At 71.1% G+C, this 12453-nt stretch carries 11 protein-coding genes; 4 read left to right on the top strand and 7 right to left on the bottom strand.

Translation table 11 applies throughout. The features are described 5' to 3' along the window. Positions 1-10: 10 nt before the first annotated feature. Positions 11-1126 carry an alanine dehydrogenase gene (ald, locus tag K0817_RS12455; protein ID WP_219981833.1) on the bottom strand — a complete coding sequence of 372 codons (1116 nt, stop codon included), beginning with the start codon at positions 1124-1126 and terminating at the stop codon, positions 11-13. A 55-nt stretch (positions 1127-1181) separates the two neighbouring features. Next, positions 1182-2171, bottom strand: coding sequence for an asparaginase (locus K0817_RS12450; protein ID WP_219981832.1), 990 nt, complete (start codon positions 2169-2171; stop codon positions 1182-1184). Positions 2172-2224: 53 nt separating this feature from the next. Here K0817_RS12450 and K0817_RS12445 point away from each other — a divergent pair, with 53 nt between their 5' ends. Beyond that, on the top strand, positions 2225-2698 hold the full coding sequence (locus K0817_RS12445) for an OsmC family protein (protein ID WP_219981831.1): 474 nt from the start codon (positions 2225-2227) through the stop codon (positions 2696-2698). Between the two features lie 23 nt (positions 2699-2721). Here K0817_RS12445 and K0817_RS12440 read toward each other — a convergent pair whose 3' ends face one another. Then, entirely contained in the window at positions 2722-3438 is a 717-nt protein-coding gene (locus K0817_RS12440) for a 1-acyl-sn-glycerol-3-phosphate acyltransferase (protein WP_253735383.1), read from the bottom strand. A gap of 189 nt (positions 3439-3627) precedes the next feature. Between K0817_RS12440 and K0817_RS12435 the strand changes: the two genes are divergently transcribed. Together K0817_RS12435 and dxr are read left to right on the top strand one after the other, a co-directional pair. Next, entirely contained in the window at positions 3628-4581 is a 954-nt protein-coding gene (locus K0817_RS12435) for an FKBP-type peptidyl-prolyl cis-trans isomerase (protein ID WP_219981829.1), read from the top strand. Positions 4582-4601: 20 nt separating this feature from the next. Continuing rightward, the gene (gene dxr, locus K0817_RS12430; RefSeq protein ID WP_219981828.1) at positions 4602-5687 is read left to right on the top strand and encodes a 1-deoxy-D-xylulose-5-phosphate reductoisomerase; all 1086 of its coding nucleotides are present in this window, start codon (positions 4602-4604) and stop codon (positions 5685-5687) included. Positions 5688-5713: 26 nt separating this feature from the next. Here the strand turns inward: dxr and K0817_RS12425 are convergent, their stop codons facing one another. The 3 genes from K0817_RS12425 to K0817_RS12415 all read right to left on the bottom strand — a co-directional run bounded on the left by K0817_RS12425 (position 5714) and on the right by K0817_RS12415 (position 8870). Then, complete coding sequence (locus tag K0817_RS12425; protein WP_219981827.1) at positions 5714-7378, bottom strand: Mur ligase family protein; 1665 nt, start codon at positions 7376-7378, stop codon at positions 5714-5716. Positions 7379-7433: 55 nt separating this feature from the next. Further along, complete coding sequence (locus tag K0817_RS12420; RefSeq protein ID WP_219981826.1) at positions 7434-8180, bottom strand: YcnI family protein; 747 nt, start codon at positions 8178-8180, stop codon at positions 7434-7436. A 114-nt stretch (positions 8181-8294) separates the two neighbouring features. After that, positions 8295-8870, bottom strand: a complete 576-nt coding sequence (locus K0817_RS12415) for a hypothetical protein (protein WP_253735359.1) — start codon at positions 8868-8870, stop codon at positions 8295-8297. A 114-nt stretch (positions 8871-8984) separates the two neighbouring features. On the opposite strand from K0817_RS12415, the gene K0817_RS12410 reads away from it, so the two are divergent. After that, positions 8985-10316 carry a site-2 protease family protein gene (locus K0817_RS12410; protein WP_219981825.1) on the top strand — a complete coding sequence of 444 codons (1332 nt, stop codon included), beginning with the start codon at positions 8985-8987 and terminating at the stop codon, positions 10314-10316. Between the two features lie 14 nt (positions 10317-10330). On the opposite strand, the gene K0817_RS12405 is transcribed toward K0817_RS12410, so the two are convergent. Further along, positions 10331-12334 (bottom strand): anthranilate synthase family protein, encoded by a 2004-nt coding sequence (locus K0817_RS12405; protein ID WP_219981824.1) that lies wholly within the window; start codon positions 12332-12334, stop codon positions 10331-10333. Positions 12335-12453 lie beyond the last annotated feature (119 nt).

Below are 12453 nucleotides of genomic sequence, written 5' to 3'. Positions count from 1 at the left end.
GGACGGCGGGTCAAACCAGGGCGTCAGCGAGGGAGGCCAGGGCCAGCTCGTGCGCCGTCGCCACGCCCGGATTCACCACTGAGCCGTCGACGACGTTCAGGCCGGCGGCGAGAGCGGGATCGGCCGCGAGCGCCGACTTCCAACCCCGGCGTGCGATCTGACGGATGTAGGGGAGCGTGGCATTGGTCAGCGCCGATGTCGACGTGTTCGGCACCGCACCGGGCATGTTCGCGACGCAGTAGAAGATGGTGCCGTGCACGGGGAAGGTCGGCTCGGCATGCGTGGTCGGATGGGTGTCCTCGAAGCATCCGCCCTGGTCGACGGCGATGTCGACCAGCACAGATCCCGGCCGCATGCGGCTGACCATCTCGTTCGTGACGAGCTTGGGCGCCTTGGCGCCGGGGATGAGCACGGACCCGATCACGAGATCGGACGAGACCACCGCGCGATCGAGGTCGAGCGGGTTCGATGCCGCCGTCTTCACACGGCCCTGGAAATGGTCGTCGAGAAAGCGGAGGCGCTGGATGTTCGTGTCGAAGATGGTCACATCGGCGCCCATGCCCGCGGCGATGTACGCCGAGTTCGCGCCCGCCACACCCCCGCCGATGACCGTGACGGTCGCCGGCCGCGTTCCGGGGACGCCCGACATCAGCAGACCGAGCCCGCCGGCCGAACGCATCAGGGTGGAGGCGCCCACCATCGGGGCGAGCCTGCCCGCCACCTCGCTCATCGGCGCGAGCAGGGGAAGCCCGCCGCCGGCCACTTGCACGGTCTCGTACGCGATGGCGGTGACGCCGTCGGCCACGAGCCGGTCGGTGAGCGCGCGATCCGCGGCCAGGTGCAGATATGTGAACAGCACGAGATCGTCGCGGAAGTGGCCGTACTCGCTCGCGATCGGCTCCTTGACCTTCAGCAGCAACTCGGCGCGTGCCCACACCTCTGCGGCGTCGCCGACCAACACTGCGCCGGCCGCCTCGTACTCGGCATCCGGCATCGACGACCCCTCGCCGGCGCCGCGCTGCACGATGACTTCGTGCCCTGCCGCGACCAGATCGTGGACGCCTGCCGGCGTCAAGGCGACCCGGTACTCGTTGTTCTTCACCTCGGTGGGGACACTGATCCTCATCGCGTGGTCCTTTCCGCTCCGCCGTTGGAGCGTTTCGGCTCCTCGTGGGAGCGCCTCAGAAGGCGGGGCGGATGGCCCCGACATCCTTCCCGCCGCCGGTCACGGCGAGCGGAAGCTTCGACATCGTCTCGGCGACATCGGCCGACGCGAGCGCGCCGTGCCGTTCGAGCAGACGCAATGCGACCGCGGTCGCGGCACGGCCGCTCCCGTCGAGCATCTTCAGCGCGACGGTCGTGCCGTCGGGAGCGACCATCACCATGACGCCCTCGGCGCCGCCCTTGGCGAAGACTCCGAGCCGCTCGATCGCGATGGTGTCGGGCCGGCCGGGACCGTCGATCGTCCACGGGTTGGCTCGGACCGCCTCGACGAGCACGCCGGCCGCGCGGTGCAGTGCGAACGGCGAGGTCTTCGAGGAGTTGCCGATGCGGTGGATCGCCCGCGCGAGACCGAACAGGGTCATGGCGTAGACGGGTGCGCCGCAGCCGTCGATAGCGGTCGCCGACGCCTTCTCGCCGATCAGGCGTTCGATCACGTCGCGGATATGCGCCTGCAGCGGATGCTCGGGGTCGAGGTATCCGGACGTGTCCCACCCGTTGACGACACAGGTCAGCAGCATCGCTGCGTGCTTGCCCGAGCAGTTCATGCGCACGCGCTCAGGCTGGCGCAGCTCTCGGACGAGCTCGTCGCGGGTGGCGGTGTCGCCCGGCCATGCCGGCGGGCAGCCCAGGGCGTCTTCGCTGACACGGGCGGCCTCGAGGATCTCGCGCACGACCGCGACATGGCGATCCGTCCCGGAGTGGCTGGCCGTCGACAGCGCGAGGCGCTCGCCTTCGAGCTGGGCACCGGCCGACACGCACGCGAGGGCCTGCAGCGGCTTGAGGCTGGAGCGGGGCAGGATCAGCGCCGACGGGTCGCCGCGCTTCTCGGCGATCGTTCCGTCGGGGGCCAGCACGATAGCGATCCCGGCGTGGCGGGACTCGATGAACCCGCTGCGTTCGACGACGGCGAGCTCGACAGCGTCGGCTGCGGCGAAGGTGTGCGGCACCCGGCAAGCCTACCGCCGGGGGCGACGGCATCCCGCATGACAGACTGTGCAGCATGTGGGGAGAGCATCGATACTCCGTCCGGACCACGTGGACCGGCGACCGCGGGACCGGCACCTCCGGCTACCGCGACTACGCCCGCGACGTGACCATCGAGGTCGACGGCAAGCCGGCGCTGCTGGCGTCGTCCGACAAGCCGTTCCGCGGCGACCCGGCGCGCTGGAACCCCGAGGACCTGCTGCTGGCGGCGCTCAGCGAGTGTCACCTGCTGTCGTACCTGCATGCGTGCGTGCAGACGGGCGTGGTGGTCGTCGGCTACGAGGACGAGGCATCCGGTCTCATGGTCGAGGACGGCCGCGGCGGCGGCGCCTTCCGCGAGGTCGTGCTGCGGCCCCGCGTGACCGTGGCGGAAGCCTCGATGACGGATGCTGCGCGTTCCGCCCACACGCAGGCCAACGCCTGGTGCTTCATCGCGAACTCCGTGAACTTCCCCGTCCGCCACGAGCCCACGATCCTCGTCGCCCCCTGAGCCCGCCCTCCGACGGGCGGAGGTCAGCGACGCTCGTGCGGCAGCACCTGCTTGATGCGCTCGATGGGGTTCTGCGCGGGCACCTCGTTGTAGGCGTGGGCCAGCTCCTGCCCCGACAGCGCGTGGATGGCCGCCATGATCTCGTCGGTCGCCGCGCGGCGGGCGCGTCCTGACGTGGCCGGGCCGTGGTGGCCGAGGTCGAGCGGCTCGCCGAACTTGACCGTGATGCGGTGTGTGAGCGACGGCATCTTGGCGCCGACCGGCATGACCTTGTCGGTGCCGATGAGGCCCACCGGCACGACGGGGGCGCCGGTCTGCAGCGCGAGGAACGCCACGCCGGTGCGTCCCTTGTAGAGGCGCCCGTCGAGCGACCGCGTCCCCTCGGGATACAGCGCGACGGCGCTGCCCTGCTCCAGAAGCGCACGCTGCTGTTCCAGGGCATCCAGGGCGGCCTGCCCCGCGCCTCGCTGCACCGGCACTGCGCCGATGGCGCTGAAGAACTGCTTCGAGACCCAGCCGCCGAGCCCCGGGCTGTCGAAGTAGCTGGACTTCGCGAGGAAGTGCACGGGCCGCGGTGCGGCGACGGGGATCGCGATGGAGTCGATGAACGACTGGTGGTTGCTTGCGAAGATCACAGGTCCCGACCTGGGGACGTTGCCGCGGCCCTGGACGTGTGGCCGGTAGACCAGGCGTGCGAGCGGGGTGAGGACGAAGCGGCCGAGCCCGTAGGTGGCACCCATGCGCCGGACCGGGCCGGTCTCGACTTCGGCGGTGGCCGCGTCGTCGGCGGCGTCGGGCACGAGGTCGGAAGTCACCCGTCGAGGGTACTCCCGATTCCATTCCCTGATCGGCATGACCGGTTCTCAGCGCGGGCAAAGGAAAGATGGGACAGGATGGAGACTCCGCTTTCCACGACTCGAGGTTCTTCCGTGCGCACTCGCTCGCTTGCCACCCTGTCCGTCGCCGCGTTGTCGGCTGTTCTGCTCGTGGGCTGCTCGGCACCGGCGAACCCGGAGGCCGACCCGACGCCATCGGCGAGTGGAGCGGTCGATCTGTGCGATGCGCAGGTTGCTCCGGGCGCCGCCTCCGACGCCGTCACCGTCGAGGGGGAGGTCGGGACGAAGTCCACCGCGACGTTCACCACACCCCTCGAGGTCGACGAACTGCAGAGCACCGCGGTGGCCGAAGGCGAGGGGGACCCGCTGGAGAACGGCGACTACGTCAACTTCGGGATCACGGCCTTCAGCGCCGAGACCGGTGAGGAGCTGGGCGCGTTGGGATATGAACCCGGCGAAGTCCTTCCACAGCCGATCAGTGCCGCGACTCCGGTCGGTCAGATCGCAGGCTGCGCCGCTCCCGGGTCCCGCTTCGTCGCCGCCTTCCCCGCCAGCGAGTCCGGTCCGGGCGAGATCTATGTGTTCGACGTGCTCAGCGTCACGCCCACCGCCGCGTGGGGGGAACCGCAGGAGCCCGTGGAAGGCATGCCGACCGTCGAGCTCGCCGAGGATGGCGCGCCGAGCGTCGAAATCCCTGCCGAGGACGCGCCCGCGGAGCTGGAGATCTCGGTTCTGAAGAAGGGAGACGGCATCGCCGTCGCCGAAGGCGACACGACGCTGCTGCAGTACTACGGGGTGGACTGGGAGACCGGCGAGAGCTTCGACGCCTCGTGGACCAACGGTGCACCGTACTCCAACCCCGGCAACCAGTACGTCCCGGGATTCGTGGACGCCCTTGTCGGCCAGACCGTCGGTTCGCAGGTGCTCGTCGTCATCCCGCCGGCCCTCGGCTATGGCGAGGCAGGCTCCAGCGAACACGAACTCGCCGGCAAGACGCTCGTCTTCGTGATCGACATCCTGGCAACGCAGCACGCCGTCGCTCAGTAACCCCCCGCTAGGCTGAGCCGATGCGGCGCGTCCTGATCCTCGGTTCGACCGGTTCCATCGGCACGCAAGCGCTCGACGTGGTGCGGGCCCACCCCCGCCGCTTCGAGGTGGTCGGGCTCGCCGCGGGCTCGGACCGGACGACCCTGGCCGCCCAGGCCGAGCAGTTCGGCGTCGAGCACACCGCGGTCGGCGCGGCCGAAGCCGAGCAACTGGTCCGTGACGTCGAGGCCGACGTCGTGCTCAACGGCATCACCGGATCGGTCGGCCTGGGGCCCACGCTCGCGGCGCTCGAGACCGGGCGCACACTCGCTCTGGCGAACAAGGAATCGCTCATCGTCGGCGGCGACCTGGTCACGGCGATCGCGCGCCCGGGCCAGATCGTGCCCGTGGACTCCGAGCATTCCGCGCTCGCGCAGGCGCTGCGCTCGGGGGAAGCCGAAGAGGTCCGCAGGCTCGTGCTGACGGCATCCGGCGGTCCTTTCCGCGGTCGCAGTCGCGCGTCGCTCGCCGACGTCACGCCGTCCGAGGCGCTCGCGCACCCGACGTGGGACATGGGCCTGATGGTGACGACCAACTCCGCGACGCTCGTGAACAAGGGGCTCGAGGTCATCGAGGCGCACCTGCTGTTCGGCGTGCCGTACTCCGAGATCGAGGTCGTCGTGCATCCGCAGTCGATCGTGCACTCGATGGTGGAGTTCGTCGACGGCTCCACGATCGCACAGGCCTCGCCGCCCGACATGCGTCTGCCGATCTCGCTCGGGCTGGACTGGCCCCACCGTGTGGCCGGTGTCGGCCGCCCTCTCGATTGGACGACGGCGTCGTCCTGGACGTTCGAGCCGCTGGACGACGACGCCTTCCCGTCGGTGCGGCTGGCCAAGCGCGTCGGGCGTGCCGGCGGGACGTTCCCCGCCGTCTTCAACGCCGCGAACGAGCAGGCCGTCGAGGCCTTCCACGACGGGCGCCTGAGTTTCCTCGGCATCGTCGACACGGTCGAGCGGGTGGTCGACGCGCACGAGGCGCCCGATGTCCTCACTCGCGAGGCGCTCGCCGAGGCTGAGACCTGGGCCCGCCGCACCGCCGACAAGGCGATCGCCGCGCACGACTGATCCCGCGCTCCAGCGCGGCCCAGCGGTCAAGCGGGGGGATACACCGGACGCAGGGGATCGGATGCCGGGGTCTCGTGCTGCGGATACGGCACCGGCCAGTGCGGCTCGGGCACGGGCCAGCCCGCCTCGCGCAGAGCGCGACGTGACAACTCGCGCGCCGAGTACGGCGTGCGGACACCGCGGATGTCGCGGTAGTCCTGGTGCCCCGGCCCTGCCCACAGGATCGCGTCACCGTCACCCACGAGCGCGACCGCCTCGATGATCGCCCGTTCCGGCGGCGAGAACTCGAGGATCTCGGCATCGGGCTGCGCGCGCCGTGCCCCCTCGATCAGGGTCGCGCGGATCGAATCAGGATCCTCGAAGCGCGGGTGGTGGTCGGTGACCACGAGGATGTCGCTGCCCTCGACGGCGGTGCGGCCCATGTCGTGGCGCTTGGTCGCGTCGCGGTCGCCGTCGGCGCCGAACAGCATCACGACCTTGCCCGGGGTGACCCGCCGGACCGCCGAGAGCGTCTTCTCGAAGGCGTCGGGGGAGTGGCCGAAGTCGACGTAGACCGCGGGCCCGGACTCGCCCGAGACGAGCTCGGTGCGCCCGGGCAGGTAGGCCTCGATACGCTGCCCGTCGAGTGCCCCGGCGATGCGCTCCCAGGTGTACCCGCCCTCGAGGATCATCACGATCGCGAGCCCGGCATTCGCGGCCATGTGCCGCCCGATGACGGGGACGAGCGTCGTGATCGTCCGGCCGTCACGGGCGGTGAGGCGGAATTCGGTGCCGGCCTGTCGCTCGTCGAGGATGTCCACCACCCAGTCCGCGCCGGCCGCAGCATCCGGATCCGACGCGAGCGCGGGCGTTCCGACAGTGACGGTCGGCACCGCGCTGCGCGAAACCACCTCCCAGCCGGGAGCGGAGTCGACGCACACGACCGCGTGGCGGGCACGGTCGGGGCGGAACAGCGGGAGCTTCGCCTCGAAGTACTCGCGCATGTCGGCGTAGTCGTCGAGGTGGTCGTGCGTCAGATTGGTGAAGCCGGCGACGTCGAACACGATGCCGTCCACGCGCCGGCGGCTGAGCGCCTGCGCGCTCACCTCGACCGCGACGGCCTCGACGCCGCGCTCGCGCATGAGGGCGAGGAGGGCGTGCATCTCGTACGCCTCCGGCGTGGTGAGCCGCGACACCACCACCTGACCGGCGATGTGGCGCTCGGCGGTCGACGAGAGCCCCGTGGTGGCGCCGAGCTGCTCGAGGATGCCCTCCAGCAGGTGCGACACGCTGGTCTTGCCGTTGGTGCCGGTGGTGCCGAAGAGGATCGGAAGGTGGTCGTCGCGGCCGGTGTTGTACACCCACGCCGACAGGTCGCCGAGCGCGGCCCGCGGATCGTCGACCAGCAGCACCGGCAGCCCGCTCGCGGCGGCGAGGTCGGCGCCGGTGGAGTCCGTCACGATCGCGATCGCCCCCTTGGCGGCCGCCAAGGGGGCGAACTCGGCGCCGTGGCGGTTCAGGCCCTTGACGGCGACGAAGACGTCGCCGGGCCGCAGGTCGGCGGTGGCGAGGGTGATTCCCGTGAGTGTGACGCCTGACAGCTCGCCGCGCGTTGCCGTGGCGAAACGCGCCGCGAGATCCGCGAGGGAGTGAGTCGGCGGCGCGTCCGGGCGGAGCACGGGGGGAAGGTTCGAGGGCGCGTCGGTCGGCATGGCGCATCCATCTTCTCATTCACGTGCGCCCGCGCACGTCGCTGTTGTTGGCCGGTCAGCTCCGGCGGGCGCGGCCCCGCACGAGCACCACGACGAGGGCGGCGAGGCCGGCGACGAGACCGCCGGCGGCGAGCCAGCGCGCGACCGGGTCGGCGTCGCTCGCGCCCGAGGACGCGGTTCCGGATGCCTCGGCTGCAGTGGTATCTCCCGAGGTCTCAGTTTCGTCACCAGCCGAGACCTCGGCGTCGTGGTCGTGGGTGGCGGTCTCGTGGGCGACCGGGCCGACCTCGACCAGCGGCGCAGGAGCGTCCAGGTCGTGCGGATCCTCGCCTTCGTCGGCGACCTGGGTCCATGCCGTCTCACCCGTGGCGCAGGTCTGGGTCACCGGGAAAGCGATCGTCGTGCCGGCGGCGGCCTCGTCGAAGAGCACGTCCATCGAGACCGTCGCCTTGAGGTGATCGGCGATGGGAGTGTCGGCCGTGTACACGACCCGGGTCGGCACGCCGTTGCCGGCGTCCTCGCGGGTGATCGTCCAGCCGCCCTGCACGATCGGGGTGACGTTGCCGACTCCCTCGGGGATGTCGATCACCAGTGCTGTGGTGGGGGAGCCATCACAGCCGTGCGAGAACGAGAACGTCAGGGTCTCGGTGCCACCGGCGGACGCCGTACCCGGATCGACATGGACGTGGGCCGAGGCGGCGAGCGGCACGCCCACGGCGAGGGCGATGCCGGCCGCGGCGCCGATCACGAGGCGGGCGGTACGCGCGCGGGGGCGGGGAGCAGGAGCGGAAGTGGTGTTCATGGGTCATCTTTCGTCTTGGCGCGCAGGGACGATTCACTGCGCGGCGATGCGGAAACTCCGGCCCGCGTCCGAAGAGTTCGGGGAACAGGGCGGGCCGGCGGGGGCGTGCGGGGCTCAGCGCACCGCGAAGACGAGCGACGGCGGGCCTCGTCGCGACAGCCCCGACAGGGCGATCCGCAGCCGACGCAGGGGTTGCGCGACTCTCGAGACGAGGCGTGGGACCGGGGGGCGGGGCGCGATCGCGCGGGCGCGCGAGAAGAGGGAACGGATGCCACGACCCAGGGCACGCAGCATCCGTTCGCCGACGTAGAGGGCGAGCATCGTGGCGATCGCGGCGAGCAGGTGACCCGTGGTCATCGGGCCGTCGGGGAGGACGGCAGTCGCGGTGCCTGTCAGGGCGTGGTGATGCGCGTGCGCGGCCGGGGTCGCGGCGGGATCGGCGCCGGCAGTGAACGCGAAGGCCACGTGGAACAGGACCTGGCTCACGAGCACGGCGCTCGCGACACGCCACATCGACAGGGCGCGACCGATCAGGGCGGTGGCGAACGGTGCGCCGAGGATGGCGACGGCGCCCACCAGCAGCGGCGCAGGAGCGCCCCCACCGGCCAGTGTGTGCGCGGTCGCGGCCACGACGGCTGCGACGGCGGCCGTGGCGGTGCCGCGCAGGGCGCGCACATGGCGTGGGCTCACGGTTCCTCCTGGCTCGAGCTTACGTGAGGCGCTGACGGGCTCGATTCCGTCAAACCGCTCGCCGGCGGCCGCGGTCACACCCAACTCAAAGCCGCACGCGGGTACCGTGTGCGTGTGGAAGCTCTTGCGTTCGTCATCGGCGTCGTGCTCATGGTCGTGGGCCTCGCCGTGTCGATCGCACTGCACGAACTGGGCCACCTGTGGCCGGCCAAGAAGTTCGGGGTGCGTGTCGGCCAGTACATGATCGGGTTCGGCCCGACCCTCTGGTCGCGGCGCATCGGCGAGACCGAGTACGGCGCGAAGGCCATTCCGCTCGGCGGCTACATCTCGATGGCGGGCATGTACCCGCCGTCGCCCGAGGAACGGGCCCGAGAGGCTGCGGCATCCGGATCCGATACCGCTGCGCGGCCGGGCCGAGCCGGCGGCGGCTTCTTCGCGACGATGGTGCAGGATGCACGCGCGGCCAACGACGAGACGCTCCACGGTGACGACGACCGGCGGGTGTTCTACCGGCTGCCCGTGTTCAAGCGCGTGATCGTGATGCTCGGCGGCCCGGTCATGAACTTCCTCTTCGCGATCGTGCTGTTCTCGATCCTGGTCACCGGAATCGGGGTGCAGACGGCCACCACCACGGTCGCCTCACTCTCGGAGTGCGTGCCCGCGACCTTGACATCCGAGTGCGCCGCGTCGGATCCGGCCGCTCCTGCCGCTGCGGCGGGCATCGAGCCGGGCGACACGATCCTCTCGGTCGACGGGCAGCCGGTGGACGACTTCGCCGAGGCGTCCGCGGTCATCCAGGAGGGCGCCGGGGATCCGCTCACCCTCGTGGTCGAACGTGATGGCTCCGAGCGGACACTCACGGTGCAGCCGGCGACCACCGAAGCGTCCGTGACGGCCCCGGATGGCACGACCACCACCGATGAAGTCGGGTTCGTCGGCATCAGCCCGACCGTCGAGTACGTGCGTCAGCCGATCTGGGGCGGCGCGCAGGCGGCCGTCGACCAGGTCGGCGCCGTCGCCGGCATCCTGTGGCAGCTTCCGGTCAAGGTCTGGGAGACCGGCGTCGATCTGGTGACCGGACAGGAGCGCGATCCCAACGGTCCGCTCAGCGTGGTCGGGGCCGGCCGCCTGTCGGGCGAAGTCGCCGCCGCGGACTCGCCGGTGCTCAACCGGGTCGCCGGCTTCCTCGCCCTCCTCGCGTCGTTGAACATCGCGCTGTTCGTCTTCAACCTGATCCCGCTGCTGCCCTTGGACGGCGGTCACATCGCGGTGGCATTGTGGGAGGGCATCAAACGGGTATGGGCGAAGATCTTCCACCGCCCCCCGCCGAAGCCCGTCGACGCCACCAGGCTGGTTCCGCTCACGTTCATCGTGGTGATCGCCCTCATCGGCATGGGAGCGGTGCTGATCCTGGCCGATATCTTCAACCCGATCTCGCTGTTCTGAGCGGGATGCCTCGCTCAGGTCCGAACGGGGGCAAGGGCGTGAGCGACCACGCGCTCGAGGGTCGTCATGCCGTCGCGCGACAGAATCGACTCGAGGTGGCCCTGCACCGAGGCGTAGCCCGGCCCCCGCAGCGCATACACGTCGCCTGTCTCGGGGTCGGCGGCGATCTCGGTCTCACCGGCTCGCCCCTGTTCGGCCGGGACGCGCGCGGTGAAGGTGTTGTAGAAGCCGATGGATGCCGGCGTGCCGAACACGTCCACCGTCTTCTGCAGGCCCTGGTGCGGCGCAGCGAGCGGTGCCAGGCCCAGACCCAACGAGCGGGCGAGGATCTGGTGGCTGAGGCACACCGCGAGCAGTGGCCGGCCGGCGGCCCGCCGGCGCCGCACGAGTTCGCGCATGCGCTTCATGCGGTCGCTCGCAGGGTCGCGCGGGTCGCCAGGACCAGGGCCGCATACGAGGAGCTCGGCGGCGTCGACCTGCTCGTCGGTGACCTGACTCCACGGCACGATCCGGGCGTCCAGACCGAGATGCCGCAGCTGATGGGCGAGCATCGTGGTGAAACGATCCTCGGCGTCGACGACGAGCGCCGATCGGCCGGCGAACGGCCCGGGCTCACCCGATCCCTGCGGGTTGAGCCAGAACTCTGCGAGCCGCGCATTGCGAGAGGCGAGCAGCGCCGCGATCGCCGGGTCGTCGGCGAGGCGGCGCGGTTGCGGGGCGGGCGCGTCTTCGTCGACGGCAGCGGTGTCGACGACGGACGCGACGGCGGCGGCCTGGGCAGCCCGCTCGGCGGCGGCATCGCGGGGAACGGCGCCGATCGCGCCCAGCACGCCCGCCGCCTTGCCGTGGGTCTCGCCCACCTCGCCGTAGGGGTCTGAGTGACGCACGAGGGTGGCGCCGACCGGCACCCGCAGGCGACCGTTCTCGAGATACGCCGTGCGGATGAGGATGGGCGCGTCGAGGTCGTGCGTCGGTCCGTCGGGCTCGCCGCCCTCGGCAGGCGAATCCGGATGCCGCGGCGTGAACAGCGCGGCCACGCCCGAGTAGTACCCGCGCGGCGACTTCTCGTGCCGCGTGATGACCGTGCACGCGTTCTGCATCGGCGAGCCCGTCACCGTCGGGGCGAACATCGTCTCGCGCAGGATCTCGCGCGGGTCCAGGCGACTGCGTCCGCGCAGCACGTACTCGGTGTGGGTGAGCCGCGACATCTCCTTCAGATGCGGACCGGTGATCCGGCCGCCGTCCGAGCACACCGCGCTCATCATCTTGAGCTCTTCGTCGACCACCATGAAGAGCTCCTCGGTCTCCTTGGTGGACTCGAGGAACTCCGAGAGCGTCTCGGCGGTCGCACCGCCCGCGGGATGACGGAATGTTCCCGAGATCGGGTTCATGGTCACGGTGCTATAGCCGGGGGCCGCGGGCGAGCCGCCCCGCGCGCTCACGTGCGCCTCGGGGCTGGCGCCGACCGCGACGTGGCCGGGCGTGACGACGGCGAACGTCCAGTACGCGCCGCGCTCGTGCTCGAGCAGAGCGCGGAACCACGTCAGGGCGGCGGTCGCGGCATCCGTCGTCACTCCCGCGGTGAAGTCGCGGCGGATCACGAAGTTGGCGCCTTCGCCGCGGCCGATCTCGTCCGAGATCACCCGTCGCACGATGTCGGCGTATTCGTCGTCGGGGATGTCGAAGCCGGGCTCGTGGAGCGGGACGGGCGTGGTGGGCAGCTGGGCAAGCGCATCGTCGCGATCGATCGCGAAGCGCTCGCCGACGATGAGACAGCGCAGCGGGGCGCCGTCGTCGTGGCACTCGAACCCGCGCTCGCGCACCTGGCGGAACGGCACGAGCGCGAGGACTTCGCGCGGAGCCCCGTCGGCGCCGGTCAGGGGGATGTCGGCGAGGAGCTCCAGGTCGACGACCTCACCGGTGAGAACCTCGACGGTGACGCCGTCGCGGGCGATGAGGGCGAACGGGATGCCGCTGTCGGCGATCTCGCGGAGCGAAGGGTGGGTGAGCCCGGTCATGGCGGTGGTTCTTTCGTCGTGGGGCGGTGTCCCGTACGAAAAAGAAGACCGCCCTCGGGGGCGGTCGGAGTCGCGCGAAACCCACCGCCTACGCGGTGAGCCACCAGGTGAGGTGTGCG

It is taken from the genome of Microbacterium sp. HD4P20, assembly GCF_019449275.2.
Taxonomy (GTDB): domain Bacteria; phylum Actinomycetota; class Actinomycetes; order Actinomycetales; family Microbacteriaceae; genus Microbacterium.
The sequence above is the reverse complement of the archived record's forward strand: the minus strand, read 5'-3'. Positions and strand labels throughout refer to the sequence as shown.